The 16176-nt window shown below is 73.3% G+C and carries 11 protein-coding genes; 5 read left to right on the forward strand and 6 right to left on the reverse strand.

All coding sequences use genetic code 11. The features are described from left to right. Positions 1 to 70 precede the first annotated feature (70 nt). The 3 genes from AB0J97_RS14045 (at position 71) to AB0J97_RS14055 (ending at position 6967) form a co-directional block, all read left to right on the forward strand. A complete protein-coding gene (locus tag AB0J97_RS14045; RefSeq protein WP_364088143.1) occupies positions 71 to 3478 on the forward strand; it encodes a phosphodiester glycosidase family protein in 3408 nt (1135 codons plus the stop codon). 189 nt (positions 3479 to 3667) lie between these two features. Beyond that, positions 3668 to 5839 carry a glycogen debranching N-terminal domain-containing protein gene (locus tag AB0J97_RS14050; RefSeq protein WP_364088145.1) on the forward strand — a complete coding sequence of 724 codons (2172 nt, stop codon included), beginning with the start codon at positions 3668 to 3670 and terminating at the stop codon, positions 5837 to 5839. Positions 5840 to 5881: 42 nt separating this feature from the next. Next, complete coding sequence (locus AB0J97_RS14055; protein ID WP_364088147.1) at positions 5882 to 6967, forward strand: glycosyltransferase family 4 protein; 1086 nt, start codon at positions 5882 to 5884, stop codon at positions 6965 to 6967. Between the two features lie 15 nt (positions 6968 to 6982). Here the strand turns inward: AB0J97_RS14055 and AB0J97_RS14060 are convergent, their stop codons facing one another. Genes AB0J97_RS14060 through AB0J97_RS14080 form a run of 5 tightly spaced genes read right to left on the reverse strand, consistent with a single transcriptional unit; the run spans position 6983 to position 11791 of the window. Next, entirely contained in the window at positions 6983 to 8257 is a 1275-nt protein-coding gene (locus AB0J97_RS14060) for an ABC transporter substrate-binding protein (RefSeq protein WP_364088149.1), read from the reverse strand. Next, positions 8247 to 9341, reverse strand: coding sequence for a branched-chain amino acid ABC transporter permease (locus AB0J97_RS14065; protein ID WP_364088151.1), 1095 nt, complete (start codon positions 9339 to 9341; stop codon positions 8247 to 8249). Before AB0J97_RS14065 ends, AB0J97_RS14060 begins: the two co-directional genes overlap by 11 nt. Then, complete coding sequence (locus AB0J97_RS14070; protein ID WP_364088153.1) at positions 9334 to 10224, reverse strand: branched-chain amino acid ABC transporter permease; 891 nt, start codon at positions 10222 to 10224, stop codon at positions 9334 to 9336. The genes AB0J97_RS14065 and AB0J97_RS14070 overlap by 8 nt, the downstream gene beginning before the upstream one ends. Continuing rightward, positions 10221 to 10991, reverse strand: coding sequence for an ABC transporter ATP-binding protein (locus AB0J97_RS14075; protein WP_364088155.1), 771 nt, complete (start codon positions 10989 to 10991; stop codon positions 10221 to 10223). The genes AB0J97_RS14070 and AB0J97_RS14075 overlap by 4 nt, the downstream gene beginning before the upstream one ends. Before the next feature lie 23 nt (positions 10992 to 11014). Beyond that, entirely contained in the window at positions 11015 to 11791 is a 777-nt protein-coding gene (locus tag AB0J97_RS14080) for an ABC transporter ATP-binding protein (RefSeq protein WP_364088157.1), read from the reverse strand. Between the two features lie 189 nt (positions 11792 to 11980). On the opposite strand from AB0J97_RS14080, the gene AB0J97_RS14085 reads away from it, so the two are divergent. Then, positions 11981 to 13192 carry a helix-turn-helix domain-containing protein gene (locus AB0J97_RS14085; protein WP_364088159.1) on the forward strand — a complete coding sequence of 404 codons (1212 nt, stop codon included), beginning with the start codon at positions 11981 to 11983 and terminating at the stop codon, positions 13190 to 13192. Positions 13193 to 13519: 327 nt separating this feature from the next. Next, positions 13520 to 14488 carry a TNT domain-containing protein gene (locus AB0J97_RS14090; protein ID WP_364088161.1) on the forward strand — a complete coding sequence of 323 codons (969 nt, stop codon included), beginning with the start codon at positions 13520 to 13522 and terminating at the stop codon, positions 14486 to 14488. Between the two features lie 6 nt (positions 14489 to 14494). Here the strand turns inward: AB0J97_RS14090 and AB0J97_RS14095 are convergent, their stop codons facing one another. Beyond that, positions 14495 to 16174, reverse strand: a complete 1680-nt coding sequence (locus AB0J97_RS14095; RefSeq protein ID WP_364088163.1) for an aromatic amino acid ammonia-lyase — start codon at positions 16172 to 16174, stop codon at positions 14495 to 14497. Positions 16175 to 16176 lie beyond the last annotated feature (2 nt).

A 16176-nucleotide genomic window follows, 5' to 3' on the forward strand; every position in this document is an offset into this window, starting at 1 on the left:
AGATCTGAAATTTTCTTTTAGTTCACTCTCAAGTCTTGAAACTTATATCCACGAGCGATTGAGTTCGGTCGTGCAGACCCTCCGTTTCCTGGCCGCCGCCGCGCTCGTTTTAGGGCCGGTGGCCCTGAGCGCGCCCGCGCAGGCCGACCCGACCACGCCCGCCGAGGACGCGCTGACGGCGTCCTCCTACCCGCCGCCCTCCACGCTGATCAGCCAGGCCGCCGCAGGGCAGCCCCGGCTGGAGACGGCCAAGAGGACCCGGCCGGTCGCGCCGGGCCTCTCGCTGACCTCGTTCGACACCTATGACGCGCTGGGCTGGCTGCGCGCCGACGCGCTGACCGCCGACCTCGGCGGCGGCAAGGGCGGGCCCAAGGCCGACTACGTCTTCTCCGGCGAGGTGACCAGGACCGAGCCGCTGTCCGGCCCCGCCGGGCGCTCCCGCGCGGTGGCGGCGGTCAACGGCGACTTCTTCGACATCAACAACTCCGGCGCCGCCCAGGGCATCGGCGTGCAGGACGGCACGCTGGTCCAGTCGCCGGTCGCGGGGCACGACAACGCGGTCGCCGTCACCGGCGACGGCGTCGGGCGGGTGCTCAAGATGTACTTCGAGGGCACCGCCACGCCCTCCGGCGCCGCGCCGATCGCGCTCACCCAGTTCAACCAGATGGTGCAGAACGGCGGCGTGGGCCTGTTCACGCCGCTGTGGGGCTCCTACAACCGGGCCCGCGCCGTCGAGGGCGCCGCCACGGTCGCCGAGGTCGTGCTGGTGGACGGCGTCGTCACCGAGGTGCGCGCCGCCGCCGGCAGCGGGCCCATCCCCGCCGGGACCACGATCCTGCTCGGCCGGGACGCCGGCGCCGCCGCCCTGTCGGCTCTGAAGGCCGGCGACCGGGTGGACGTGAAGTACCAGCCGAAGGCGTCGGACGGCTCCGCCGTCAAGGCGGCCGTCGGCGGTAACTACGTCCTGGTCAAGGACGGCGTCGTGCAGAACAGCACCGACCCGGCCGCGCACCCGCGCACCGCCGTGGGCTTCTCCGCCGACGGCAGGAAGATGTACCTGCTGACCGTGGACGGCCGCCAGGCCGACAGCCGCGGCGTCACGCTCAACGAGCTGGCCGCCATGATGGTGGACCTGGGGGCGGCCAACGCGCTCAACCTCGACGGCGGCGGCTCCTCCACCCTGCTGGCGCGCGAGCCCGGCTCGGCCGAGGTGCAGGTGGAGAACAGCCCCTCCGACGGCGGCGAGCGCCACGTGCCCAACGGCCTGGCGCTGTACGCGCCCGAGGGCAGCGGCAAGCTCAAGGGCTTCTGGCTGGAGACCGCGAGCGACCCGGCCAAGGCGCCCGGCGTCGGGCCCGTCGCGGGCGGCCGTCCCGACCGCGTCTTCCCCGGCCTCACCAGGCGGCTGACCGCCGCCGGCTACGACGAGACGTACGGGCCCGCGGCCGGCACGCCGTCGTGGCGGGCCAACCCGGCCGTGCACGGCGTGATCAGGAACGGCAGGTTCCACGCTCTGGTGCCCGGCCAGACCACCGTCACCGCCTCGCGCGGCGGCGCGAAGGGCACGATCGGCCTGACCGTGCTCCAGCCGTTGCAGCGGCTCGGCGCGACGGCCGACCGGCTCGGCATCTCGGGCGCGGACGGCAGCGCCGCCTTCGGCGTCGTCGGCTACGACCACAACGGCAACTCCGCGCCCATCGAGCCGGACGACCTCACCCTCGACTACGACCGGAACCTGTTCGAGGTCACCCCGGCCGAGCACGGGTACTTCACCGTCAAGGCCCGGCAGGCCACCGGCTCCGGGCTGATCACCGCCAAGGTCGGGAAGATCACCACGGCCGTCCCGGTGACGGTCGGCTTCGAGTCCAAGCCGGTCGCCGACTTCGAGGACGCGGCCAAGTGGACCTTCGCCGCCGCCCGCGCCACCGGCTCGCTGTCGGCCGCGCCCGGCCAGAGCGGCGGTGGGCTCAAGCTGTCCTACGACTTCACCACCTCGACCGCCACCCGGGCCGCCTACGCCAGCCCGCCGCAGCAGATCGTGGTGGACGGGCAGCCGCAGGCGTTCGGCTTGTGGATCAACTCCACCGGCAAGGGGGAGTGGCCCAGCCTGGAGTTCTACGACGCGCTCGGCCAGTCGCAGATCCTGCGTGGGCCGTACATGACGTGGACCGGCTGGCAGTACGTCGAGTTCCCGGTGCCCGCCGGGGTCAACTACCCGCTCAAGCTCCGGCGCTTCTACGTGGCCGAGACCAGGGCCGACGCCAAGTACGGCAACGACATCCTGATCGACGGCCTGGTGGCCAAGGTGTCGCCGTCGATCACCGCGCCGGCCGTGCCCAAGGTCGCCGACCCCGTCGTCAAGGCGGACGTGGCCAAGGCGCCATGGCGGTTCGCGGTCATGTCGGACGCCCAGTTCGTGGCCCGGAACCCCGACAGCGACATCGTCAGGAACGCCCGCCGCACGCTCAAGGAGATCAAGGCCGCCAAGCCCGACTTCCTGCTGATCAACGGCGACCTGGTGGACGAGGCGTCGCCGGAGGACTTCGCGCTGGCGAAGAAGATCCTCGACGAGGAGCTGGGAGGAGAGCTGAAATATCGCTACATCCCCGGCAACCATGAGGTCATGGGCGGCAAGATCGACAACTTCAAGGCCGTCTTCGGCGACACGTACGGCACGTTCGACCACAAGGGCACCCGCTTCATCACCCTGGACACCTCCCGCCTGAACCTGCGTGGCGGCGACTACGACCAGGTGGCGATGCTCCGCTCCGAGCTCGACAAGGCGGCCAAGGACGCCTCCGTCGGGTCGGTCACCGTGCTGTTCCACGTGCCGCCGCGCGACCCGACGCCGGGCAAGGGCAGCCAGCTCGGCGACCGGAAGGAGGCCGCGCTGGTCGAGGGCTGGCTGGCCGACTTCCAGCGCGACACCGGCAAGGGCGCGGCCTACATCGGTGGGCACGTGGGCACGTTCAACGCCTCGCGCGTGGACGCGGTGCCGTACTTCGTCAACGGCAACTCCGGCAAGAACCCGGCCACCGCCCCCGACGACGGAGGCTTCACCGGCTGGTCGCTGTGGGGCGTGGACCCCGTGACGCCCGCCGAGGCCGAGCACGTACGGCGCAACTGGTTCATCGACGCGCCCGGCTGGATCGGCACGCAGGTGCGGCCGCACGTGGACGAGCTGACGCTCACCGCGCCCGCGACCCTCGCGGTCGGCGCGCCCGCGCCGGTCACGGCGGCGATCCGGCAGGACGACCGGACCGTGCCGGCCGCCTACCCGGTCTCGGTCTCCTGGTCGGGCTCGCCCAACCTGCACGTCGGCACCCGTCAGACGGCCAAGCCGTGGCACGTGGCGGTGCTCGACCCGGACGCGGGCACGATCACGGCCCTGCGGGCCGGACAGGTGACGGTCGCCGTCACCGTCAGCGGGGTCACCCGCCAGGCGAGCGTGGCGATCACCGCCAAGGCCGCGGCCTGAGCCCCCGGCCAGGGAGGGACCACCCTCCCTGGCCGAAAACCCCCTGAATCCCGAAATATCGGGATGAAGTGTTAAGAATCTAGACAGCCATGGGATTCCCCATTCTTCCCCCGGATAGCACTCCTGACGTGCGGGGACCTGCCCCCGCAGGCCACGGGGCCGGGGGAAGGACTGGGGGGGGGCTCGTCGGTGAACGCATGGACCTTCGAGGGACAACCCGGCGCGCTGGGGGACACGGTCACGCTCGTGGAGGGCGCCTCGTTCTGCGTGTCCCAGCACTGCGGTGACATCGTCCCCGGCGGCGCGCAGGGCGTCTATCACTCCGACACCCGGCTGCTGTCCCGCTGGATGCTGCGGGTGGACGACCATCCCGTCGAACCGCTGCAAGTGATCATGGGCGAGCCGTACCACGCCACATTCCTCGGCAAGGCCAGGCCGCGTCCCGGGTGGGCGGAGAGCACGCTGCTCGTGGTGCGCGACCGCTTCGTCGGCGTCGGGCTGCGCGAGGACCTCACGCTGCGCAACATGTCCGAGGAGGCCGCGGGCTGCGTCGTGTGCGTGCAGGCCGGCGCCGACCTGGCCGACCTGTTCGAGGTGAAGTCCGAACGCATCTGGCCCGCCGACGACGTCGAGGTGAACCCCGGCGAGCACGGCATCGAGATCCACTCGTCGAGCCGGGCCCGCGGCGCCAAGATCGCCGTCGAGCCGGCCGGCACGCCGGTCGTCACCGCGCAGGGGCTGCTCACCTTCGACATCGTGGTCCCCGCCCGCGGCGAATGGCACGCCACCGTGCTCGTGACGCCGATCCACGACGGCGAGGAGACCTCGGCCTGGTTCCCCGTCGCCCGTCCCGCCCACAACGCCGAGCCGGCCCGCCGCCTGGCCGAGTGGACCGCCAGCACCCCCACCCTGGAGAGCACGAACGCCGGCCTCGTCGAGGCGCTCGACCGCTCGCGCCAGGACCTGGGCAGCCTGCGCCTGTTCGACCGCGACCACCCCGACGAGCCGCCCGCCATCGCCGCGGGCGCGCCCTGGTTCATGACGCTGTTCGGCCGCGACTCGCTGCTGACCTCCTGGATGGCGCTGCCGCTGGACCAGACGCTCGCGCTCGGCACCCTGCGCAGGCTGGCCCGGCTCCAGGGCGAGAAGGTAGACCCGCTGTCGGAGGAGGAGCCCGGCAAGATCATGCACGAGCTGCGCTTCGGCGTCCACGACGGCTCCTCGCCGTACGGGGGACGGGCCTACTACGGCTCGGTGGACGCCACCCCGCTGTTCGTCATGCTCCTCGGCGAGCTGCGCCGCTGGGGCGTGCACGGCGAGGCGGTCGACGAACTGCTGCCGCACGCCGACGCCGCGCTCGACTGGATCGAGCAGTACGGCAGCCGCGACGGCTTCGTCTGGTACCAGCGCAAGACCGACCGCGGCCTGGTCAACCAGGGCTGGAAGGACTCCTTCGACGGCGTCAACTTCGCCGACGGCACCATCGCCCGCCCGCCGATCGCCCTGGCCGAGGTGCAGGGCTACGTCTACGCCGCCTACCTGGCCCGCGCCCGCTTCGCCTGCCAGCAGGGCGACGAGGCCGGCGAGCGGCGCTACGCGCAGCGGGCGCAGGCGATCAGGGAGGCGTTCAACGAGCGGTTCTGGCTGCCCGGCCCCGGCTACTACGCCATGGGCCTGGACGGGCGCGGCCGGCCCATCGACGGCCTGGGCTCCAACATGGGCCACTGCCTGTGGGCCGGCATCGCCGACGAGGACAAGGCGCAGCAGGTGGCCCGCCACCTGCTCTCGCCCGAGATGTTCACCGGGTTCGGGGTGCGCACGCTGGCCTCGTCCATGGGGGCCTACAACCCGATGAGCTACCACAACGGCTCGGTGTGGCCGCACGACAGCGCGATCGTCGCCGCCGGGCTGATGCGTTACGGCCACGTCGAGGAGGCCCAGCGCGTCGCCGTCGGGTTGCTGGAGGCCGCGCACTCCTTCGGCGGGCGGCTGCCGGAGCTGTTCTGCGGGTTCGGCAAGGAGGAGTACCGGCGGCCGGTGCCGTACCCGACGTCGTGCTCGCCGCAGGCGTGGGCCGCCGCCGCGCCCATCCAGCTCGTGCGCACGTTGCTGCGGCTGGACCCGGGGGTGCCGTACGGCAAGTTGTGGCTGGTCCCGGCGCTGCCCGAGGGGTTCGGGGACGTGACGATCAAGGGCATGCCGGTGGGGGGCTCCAGGGTCGGCATCCGCGTCAGGGGCGACGGCGGCACGCCGATGGTGTCCGGCCTGCCCGACGGCGTCGAGCTGGTCACCGAACCGCGCCGCCCGATCAGCGGCCCCTGCGGCTCCGGCCGCGGAGCACACGAGCTGCCGGCGCGATGACACGGCGCTGTGACGACCGGATCGACACGGGGAGGTGCCGGGATGACGGATTCCGAGGACGACTGGGCAGGCGCGCTGCGCATCGTGATGGTCGCCCCACCCTGGGAGGAGGTGCCGCCACGGGCCTACGGCGGGATCGAGCAGATGCTCGCCGACCTGATCACGGGCCTGTCCGCACGCGGCCACGAGGTGACGCTGATCGGCTCGGGCAGCACGGCGGTCCCGGCCAAGTTCCTGGCCACCTACCCCGAGGCGCCCTCGCAGCGGATCGGCGAGTCGCTGCCCGAGGTGCTGCACGCCGCCCACGCCTGGCGGGCGCTCGAAGGGCTGCCCGCCGACATCGTGCACGACCACTCGCTGGCCGGGCCGCTCACCGCGCTCGGCCGGGCGACCCCGACCGTGGTCACCTGCCACGGCCCGGCCGGCGGCGAGCTGGGCGAGGTGTACCGGGCGCTCGGCGAGCACGTCAACCTGATCGCGGTCTCCGACGCCCAGCGCGCCGACGCGCCCGACCTCAACTGGGTCGCCACCGTGCACAACGCGCTCGACGCCGCCTCCTTCCCCTTCCGGGAGCACAAGGAGGACTGGGTGTTGTGGCTGGGCCGGTTCAGCCACAGCAAGGGGCCGGACCTGGCCATCGACGCCGCCCGCGCGGCGGGCCGTCCCATCGTGCTGGCGGGCAAGCTCACCGAGCCGTGCGAGCGGGACTACTTCGACGAGCACGTACGGCCCCGGCTGGGCCCCGGCGTCTCCTACGTGGGCGAGGCCGACGCCGAGCGCAAGCGCGAGCTGCTGGCCGCCGCCCGCTGCATGGTCTTCCCCATCCAGTGGGAGGAGCCGTTCGGGATGGTGGTGATCGAGGCCATGGCCTGCGGCACGCCCGTCGTCGCCATCGGCCGGGGTGCGGTGCCGGAGATCGTCGTGGACGGCGTGACGGGGTTCGTGCTGCGGGAGGCGGCCGAGCTGCCCGCGGCGATCGAGGCGGCCGGGCGGCTCGACCCGCGGGCCTGCCGCGACCACGTCGAGCGGCACTTCGGCGTGGAGGCGATGGCCGCGGCCTACGAGGCGGTCTACCGCCGCCTGCTGGCCGCCCCCCGCCCGGTGCGGCTCACCGACGAGGGGCGGTGAGCCCGCCGGCCCCGGTCAGCCGGCCGTCGGCACGGTGTACTTCCCGGCCGGTTCCGACACCGCCGCCTCCTTCAGGACGACGGCGCCGCCCACCGCCTTGCTGTCGGGCTTGACGACGTAGGAGGCGCGCGAGGCGGGCCGGTCGAAGACGCTGAAGTCCATCGGCGTGCCGCCCAGCCCGGCCTCCCACGACTTCTGCGACCGGTGGGCCGCCACGATGCCCGCCCGGCTGAGGTCCTTGGCCTGGCACGCCTTGCGCAGCGCGTCGCCGACGATGACCGCCGCGGTCCAGCCGGCCGCGACGCCGCTGTCCAGGGGCTGGCCGGCGTACTTGGCCCGGTAGTCGGCGATGAGCTTGGCGTAGGCCGGCAGGGGCGCGCTGATCGGGGCGCCCGCGGTCACGTAGAAGAAGTCCTTCAGCAGCGCCGGGGCGGCCGGGGTGGCCAGGAGCTGCGGGCTGTAGGCCGAGTTGCTGCCCACGAACGGCACGTCCATCCCGGCGGCCAGGGCCACGCCGACCAGCGAGGCCGTCTGGCGCGGGCCGACCGACACCAGCACGGCTTCGACGCCCGCCTTCCTGAACGCCGCCACCTGCGCGGTCATGTCCTGGTCGGTCGCCTTGATCTTCTGCTCGACCAGCGTGAGCCCCAGCTCGCCGGCGGCGTACTTGGACCCGGCCAGCGCGCTCTCGCCGTAGTCGCCCTCGAAGTACAGGTGGCCGATGCGGTCCCCGGCCTTGACGCCCTTCTCCTTCACCAGGAAGTCGACGGCGTTGATCATGTCCACGTCGTAGGTGGTGCCGGTGACCTGGATGGCCTCGCTGCCGAGCAGGCCGGTGGCCCACGCCATGGGCAGGGTGAGGATCTTGTCGGCGGTGATCCTGTCCTTGAGCGCGGTGACCATCGGCGAGCCGATGAACTGCGGGATGGCGGCCGTCTTCGGCGCGACCTCGGCGTAGGCGGCCATCGCCTTCTGCGCGTCGTAGCCGTGGTCGCGGACGATGGTCTCGATCTTCCTGCCGCAGACGCCGCCGCCCTGGTTGACCTGCTCGAAGTAGAGCTGCTGCGCCTGGGTGAGGCTCTTGCCGAGCGAGGCGTACGGGCCGGTCAGGTCAGTGAGCAGGCTGAGGGTGATGGTGTCGGCGGTGACGCCGGGGCCGGTCCTGACGCCGTCGCCGCCGGCGGCGGTGGACGCCTGGCCGCCGCCGGTGGCCTTGCCGCTGCCACACGCGGTGGCCGCCAGCCCCAGCGCCAGCAGCGCGGCCAGGACGGCCGTTCGGTTACGTGACATGTGAGCTCCTGGTCTCGGGGGACGGTTCCGGGGACGTCGACGGGCGGCCCGGTGATCCGCGGCGCAGGGCGCGCGGCAGGCCGAGCAGGCCGCCGGGGAGGAAGAGGACGACGGCGACGACGGCGGCGCCGTACAGGATGCGGGCGGCCTCGGCGGGGGACAGGCCGCCGCCGGAGCCGGGAGGGGACACCAGGGGGATGGCGTCGCCGTAACGGGTGAGCAGTTGCGGCAGCAGGGAGACGAAGACGGCGCCGAGCACCGCGCCGCCCACCGAGCCCAGGCCGCCGATGACGATCATCGCCAGGTAGTCGAGGGAGAGCAGCATGCCGAAGTGGTCCGGCACGGTCCGCTGGAAGACCAGGGCCAGCAGCACGCCGGCCAGGCCGCCGTACATGGACGACAGCACGAACACGCCGGCCCGGTAGCGGGTGACGGGCACCCCCATCACCCCGGCCGCGATCTCGTGGTCGCGGATCGTGTTCAGCGCCCGGCCCGGCCGTCCGCGCAGCACGCCGCGGGCGAACAGCGCCGCCCCCAGCAGCGCCAGGCCGCCCAGGAACCACAGCCGCTCCAGCGCGCCGAACGGCACGTCCAGGACGACCAGCTCGGGCCCGTCGGCGAAGGCGAACCCGAAGACCTCCATCGCCGGCACGGGCCGCCCGTTGAACCCGCCCGTGACCGGCCCGGCGTTGAACAGCAGGTGCTGCCCGCCGAAGATGAGCGCCAGCGTGGCGATGCCCAGATAGGCGCCCTTGAGCCGCCCGGCGATCGGGCTGAACAGCCCGCCGGCGACCCCCGCCAGCGCCACCGCCAGCACGGCGGACGGCAGCGGCGGCAGGCCCAGGCCGCCCAGCGACGCGGTGGGCTCGGCGGCCAGGTACACGTACGCGTAGGCGCCCACGGCCAGGAAGAACGCGTGGCCCATGGACAGCTGCCCGGTCGCCCCGGTCAGCAGGTTGACGCCGATCGCGCCGATCGCGGCCGCCATGGCGAACAGCCCCGCCTGCAGCCAGAATCCCTCCAGGTAGAAGGGCACGGCGACGAAGGCGGCCAGGGCGGCCAGTGACACGACGGTCCTAGACACGGGCCCGCTCCCTCGTCCCGAACAGCCCGGCGGGCCGCAGCAGCAGCACGACGACCATGACGAGGAACGGCGCCACGTCGCCGATCCCGCGGCCGAGGAAGGCCAGGTCGTTCTGGTAGCCGGTGGTCAGGGCCTCGGTGACGCCGACGATCAGGCCGCCGGCCAGGGCGCCCGTGGTGGAGTCCAGGCCGCCGAGTATCGCGGCGGGGAAGGCCTTCAGCGCGGCCACCGAGGTGCCGCGGTCCAGGCCGGGCGTCGGGAAGACGCACAGGAACAGCGCGGCCACCGCCGCCAGCGCCCCGGCCACGGCCCACGCGCCGACCGAGACCCGGCCGAGCCGCACGCCCATGAGCGCGGCCGTCTCGGGGTCCTCGGCGGTGGCCCGCATCGCCACCCCCCACCCGGTGTACTTGAACGCCAGCAGGAACGCCGTGATCAGCACTCCCGCCACGGCCAGCGCGACGACCCTGGTCTCGGCGACCGTGACCGCCCCGAGGCGCAGCACCCGCGACCCCCACGGGTCGCCCATCGCCAGCACCTCGGCGCCGATCCGCCGGGTGAGCTCGGTGGTGAGCACGATGTCCACGCCGATGGTGACGATGGCCAGCACGCTGTGCGAACCCGCCTTCGAGCGGCGGATGACCAGGAACTCCACCAGCGCCCCGAGGACCGCCGCCGCCGCGACCCCGGCCAGCAGCGCGGGCCAGAAGCCGAGGTGGGGGTGCAGCCGGGCCACCACGTACCCGCCGGCCAGCAGCAGCGAGGCGTGCGCGAAGTTCACCACCTCGGTGGCCTTGAAGATGACGACGAAGCCGAGCGCGATCAGCGCGTAGACGGCCCCGAGGGACAGCCCGTTGACCAGCAGCTCCACAAAGGTGATCACCGCGTCTCCTCCACGCCCAGGTACGCGCCGACGACCGCCGGGTCGTCCCGCACCTCGGCGGGCGGCCCGTCGGCGATGCGGCGGCCGAAGTCCAGGACGGTCACCCGGTCGGCCAGCCGCATGACCAGGCCCATGTCGTGCTCGACCAGGAGGACGGAGATGCCCAGGCTCTCCCGTACCGACCCGATCAGCTCGGCCATCTCCAGCCGCTCGCCGCCGTTCATCCCGGCGACCGGCTCGTCCAGCAGGAGCAGGCGCGGTTCCATGGCCAGGGCCCTGGCCAGCTCGACCCGCTTCTGCACCCCGTACGGGAGCAGCCCGACCGGCGTGTCCAGCACCGGGGCCAGGCCGGCGAACGCGGCGATCTCGGCGACCCTGGCCGCGTGGGCGCGCTGCTCGCGGCGCGCGCCCGGCAGGCCGAGCCCGGCCGAGACGAACCCGGCCCGGGTGAGCCGGTGGCGGCCCAGCAGCAGGTTGTCCCGCACCGGCCGGCCGGGGGAGAGCGCGAGGTTCTGGAACGTGCGGGCCACGCCGAGCGCGGCGATCCGGTGCGGGCGCAGCGCGGTCAGCTCGCTCCCGCCGAACCTGACGCTGCCGGAGGCCGCCCGGCAGACGCCGGACAGCACGTTGAAGCAGGTGGACTTGCCCGCGCCGTTCGGGCCGATGAGCGCGTGCACGGTGCCGGGCGCGACCGTGAAGCCGACGCCGTCCAGCGCCGTCAGGCCGGCGAAGCGCACGGTCACGCCGCTCACCTCCAGAGCGGGCATACCATCCGGTTGGTATGTGGGGGTCACGCGGACCACCTCGACAGCCCGGCCCTGGTCCGCGCCACCGGGGCCGCGTCGTCCACGCCCAGGTAGCGGCGGCGCACCTCGTCGCCGCGGGCCAGCTCGGCCGCCGGTCCCTCCAGCGCGACCGCGCCGACCTCCAGCACGTACGCGTGGGAGGCCAGCGCCAGGGCCGTGGCGGCGTTCTGCTCGACGAGCAGGATCGAGGTGCCGGCGGCGTTGATCGCCCGGATCGTGGCGGCGATCGTGGCGGCCGCCCGGGGAGCCAGGCCGAGCGTCGGCTCGTCCAGCAGCAGCACCGACGGCGCGGCCATCAGCGCCCGGCCGATGGCCAGCAGCTGCTGCTCGCCGCCGGACAGCAGCCCGGCGCGCTGGTGCGCCCGCTCGGCCAGCACGGGGAACAGCTCGCGCACCCGCTCCCTGGCCCGCGCGGCGGCCGCGCGCGGCGTGCCCAGCCCGCCGGCCCGCAGGTTCTCCTCCACCGTCATGCGGGCGAACACCCGGCGGCCCTCGGGCACGTGCGTGACGCCGCGCCGCACCACGGCCGAGGCCGCCTGCCCGTCCACGCGCGTCCCGGCCACGGTGACGCCGCCCGCGGCGATCCGGCCCCGGTGGAACCGCAGCGTGCCCGAGACCGCCCGCAGCAGCGTCGACTTCCCGGCGCCGTTCGCGCCCAGCACGGCCACCACCGCCCCGGACGGCACGCTCAGTGACACGCCGTCCAGGGCGCGGACGGGACCGTAGTCCACCACGAGACCGTCCACCCTCAGCTCGGCCATTCGTCTTCCTCACAGGACCCCATGGCGGCCCACCCAAACCGGCGTCCGGGGCCGCCGTCCAGAGTCGGCGGCGAAGTCGGGCTCCCTGCCCACCGCGGCCGGGGGCCCGTTGTGCAGCCGCACAACGCGAGGTCACAAAACGCTACAGAGCCTTGTTCTGGTACGGCGGCCGGTGGCAGCCTCGGGGGAATGCGTCCCCCTACGGTCGTGGACGAGGACGTCCGCCAGACGTTACGCACCGCAGCCAGGGCACTGCTCGAACGCCTGCCCGAGCTGACCGGCGAGCTGGTCGCCAGGACGCGCGGCGGCGACGACGTCTACAGCGCCTGCGTCCCCTACGACGAGCACTGGAAGAGCACCCTCGAAGGCGTGCGCCTGGGGCTGACCGCGATCCTCCAGGAGCCGTCCGAGCGGCGCGACCTGGTCTTCACCCGGGCGATGGCCCAGCGCCGGGCCGAGCAGGGGCTCCCGCTGGAGTCGCTGCTGCGCATGTACCGCCTGGCCGGCCAGGTCACCTGGTCGGCGATCGTGGACCACATGGAACGCGAGCGGCCCGACCGCCTCGACGTCCTGGTCCGCGCCGCCGGCCACGTCTGGCACGCGATCGACCGGCAGTCGCTGGTGGCCTGCGACGTCTACGGCAGGCGCGAGCAGGAGATCCTCGGCCGCAGCAAGGAACGCGTCAACGCGCTGCTGGACGCCCTGCTCGACGGCGCCGCCGACGCGGGGGTCGTCCGCGCCGCCGCCGACTCCCTCGACCTGCCCGAACGCGCCCGCTACGCCGTCGTCACCGTGCGCTTCCCCGGCGGGCGGCACCACGACGACGTCCGGCTGCCGGCGACCCTGGGCGCGCTGCGGCTGCTGTGGCGCATGCGCACCGGGCACGAGGTCGCCGTCGTCGCGCTCGGCCGGGCCACCCTGGACGACCTGTGCCAGGAGCTGAGCCTGATCGTCAGCGGCGTCGCCGGCGTCAGCCCCGTCGTCACCGGCCTGGACGAGCTGGGCACCGCGCACGAGCTGGCCTCCCTCGCCATGCGCACCTGCGCCGACGGCGGCCCCGAGATCGCCCGCCTGGACGAGCGGGTGCCGGCCGTGCTGATGATCGGCCAGCCCGGCGTCGCCCGTCATCTCGTCGACGGCGCGCTCGGGCGGCTGCTCGCGCTCGACCCGGCCGACCGCGACACGCTGCTGAGCACCCTGGAGACGTGGCTCGCCTGCGACGGCTCGGCCGCCAGGGCCGCCGGGCGGCTCTTCTGCCACCGCAACACGATCATCAACCGGGTCCGCAGGATCGAGCAGCTCACCGGGCGCTCGCTCACCCGGCCGCGCGACATCGTGGACCTCGCCCTGGCCCTGGACGCGATACGCCTGCTGCCCGCCGCGCCTCCGGCGAAGGGCTGATCGGGCCCGGAGCGGCGAAGGGGTGTCGGGGTCGGCCCGGCGCGGCGAAGCTCGCGTAGCGCGTCATTCGGGGATATTTCGCCTTTGGCGAGAATAGCCGCTTTCGTGGCTGCACTCTTTGCTCTTCTCTGGCGATGCCGAAGATGCGATATGGGCGACGATGGGGAATGTAGCTGTCGATCAACGTATTCGACACCTGACTTACGCACGCGCGGACATTATTGATGAATATCCGGACATAGCGTCCAGGCCGCCGTCGTGGGTGTCACTGAATCGCTCGTGATCTCTCTTCATTCGCTTCTTCCGCACGAATCAACGGGAAAAGTCATGCGATATCTTCGACGAAGCGCCGTCCTGGCCGCCGCGATCTCCCTGGTGGCCGACGCCCTGGGTGGCGTGCCCGCGCATGCCGACAGCACACCTCGGCAAACCGCCCCGCTCATCCGGCCGGTGGCCGCCCAGCCCGCGCCTCCTCCCGGCACGGGAAGCGCGGAGATCGGCGGGCTGGTCTGCGGGCCTCCGTACGTGACCGGCGACCCGGACCTGGGGCCGACGATCCTGCCCAGGACCGGCTACCTCGGCGCCCTGCTGCGTGACTACGTGCCGCTGGGCGGCCTCAACCCGCAGCACTTCCTCTCGCGCTACTGGGACTACGCCACGGGCAATTACCGATTCCCGCCCGACTCCGGATTCGCCCGTTCCGGTAATTACCCCAACGGAAGACTCCTGCTCAAGACGACGTTTCTGCAGATCGGCATGAGGCTCGACCGTTTCGGCGGGTACACCGGAGCGTTCCTGTCGCCGTTGGGCGACCAGTTCATCAAGCGCGCACTGCCACCCCGCAACCTGAACACCAATCCGCAGGATCCGCAGCACCTGTGCAATTACCACGCGTTCCGGGTGCTCAAGTCGTTCCGCGTCGAGGTGGGCCCGGCGGCGCCCGCGTTCGAGCAGCAGGGCGGCGGCACGCAGTACCACGTGGTCAGCAGGTACATTCCGGAGGCCCCGCAGACCAGCGACGAGGTTCCGGTGAGCTGGCTGCTGGCGAACGGCTACCTGGAGGAGATCGAGCCGATCCTGGTGACCACCGTCAGGACCGACGACGCCACGACGGCCCAGGAAGCCACGACGGCCCAGGACGCCACCGTGGCCCAGGGCGCGCCCGCGGCCCAGGACGTGTCCGCCCGTGACACGGCCGCCCGCGGCACGGCTCGCGACGCGGTCAACCGCGGCACGTACGTCACGTCCCGCAGGCCCACCCCGGCGGGCCGCCCGTCCGCGTACAGGCGGCCGTAGGCGGCGTCAGCGAGCGGGGTACGGGGTGAGCCGGCCCTCGTGCACCAGCGAGATCGTCCGCTGCAGGTCGGGGGTCAGGTAGCGGTCGTCGCCCAGCGGCGCGACGTACTGCCTGAGCTCGTCGCGCAGGGCGCGGGTCACCGTCCCGAGCGGCAGGCCGGTCATCCGGGCCGCGATCAGGTCGATGCCCTGCGCCGCCATCAGGTACTGCACCGCCAGCACGATCTCCAGGCGGTCGAGGTTCTCGTGCAGGTCGCGGACCGAGGCCATCGCCATCGTGTTGTGGTCCTCCTGGCCGTCCTTGACCGGACGCGACAACGTGCCCGCGGGGTGGGCCCTGACCTGCATCTCGGGGACCACCGCCGCGGCCACCGACTGGGCCTGGACCATCCCGGAGTTCAGGCCCACGCTGCCGCCGGCCAGGTTCGCCGGCAGGCCGTAGCTCCAGCGGGGCGACAGCAGGCGTCCCGACAGCTCCTGGGACAGGACGCCGAGGTCGGTGATCTCGGCGTTCAGGCTGTCGGCGAGGTGGCCCATGATCGAGCCGTCCCAGTTGCCGCCCATCACGAACTCGTAGCCGGGGCCGCGCTCGCGCCGGAAGACCAGCGGGTTGGAGGTCGAGGAGTTGGCCTCGCGGGCCAGCGTCCGGCGGGTGGCGGCGAGCACCTGCCGCAGCCCGGCCATGATGTGCGGGGCCGCGCGCACGGACACCGCGTCCTGCACGCGCGGGGTGTAACCGGCCGGGTCGAGCCGCCTGCGGCCCTCCTCGGTCATCCACCCCGAGCCCGCCACCATGGCCCGCAGCCGCGTCGCGATCGCGTCCTCCTCCGGGATGTGCCGCTCGCGGTGCGTCCGCGCGTCCAGCGAGCCGCGCTCGGCCCTGGTCGCCTCCATGAACAGCGCGAAGGCCCCTTCGGCCTGGTCGGCGAGCATCGTGGCCCGGTGCACGGCGTGCAGCAGCGTGGCCGCCACCACCGTGCTCCCGCTGACGATCGGCAGCGCCTCCCCGGCCTCGAAGGTGAAGCTCGCGGGCAGCCCGGCCCGTGGCAACATCGCCGAGGCCGGCCCCACCTCGCCCCGGTAGCGCACCGGCGCGTCCTCGCCCAGCGCGGCCAGCCCGGCCGCCGCCTGCGGCTGCAGGTCGCCGGTGCCGAGCGAGCCGATCTGCGGCATCACCGGCACGACCCCGGCGTTCACCAGGGACAACAACCGCTGCGGAACCTCCGGCCGGACGCCCGTCTTCCCCCTGGCCAGCTGGTTGGCCTTGAGGACCAGGGCCAGCCTGACCACGTCGTCCGGGAACGCCGGGCCGACGCCCGCCGCGTGCGAGCGCAGCACGTTGCGCTGGAACTGCTCGGCCTCATCCGGCGAGAGCGGCCGGTCCTTCAACGGGCCGAGCGCCTGGTTCCAGCCGTACACCCGCTGGCCGCTCAGGGCCGCCAGCGCCCCCGTCCGCGACTGGGCCATCCGGGCCCGCGCGGCGTCCGACACCCGCGCGAGCACCGGACGGCCCGCCAGGATCGCGAAGGCGTCGCGGAGCGCGAACCGGCCGCCGTCCAGCACCAGGTTCAGCACCGGCGCCGCAGCCGGAACCCCGACCGGGGCCGGGAGCGGGGGCCGCGCCGGGACGGCGACGGCCCGCTCCGGCACGCACACCGCCGCGAGCAGGCCGACACCGGCTGCCATTC

Source organism: Nonomuraea sp. NPDC049607, assembly GCF_040675375.1.
Lineage (GTDB): Bacteria > Actinomycetota > Actinomycetes > Streptosporangiales > Streptosporangiaceae > Nonomuraea.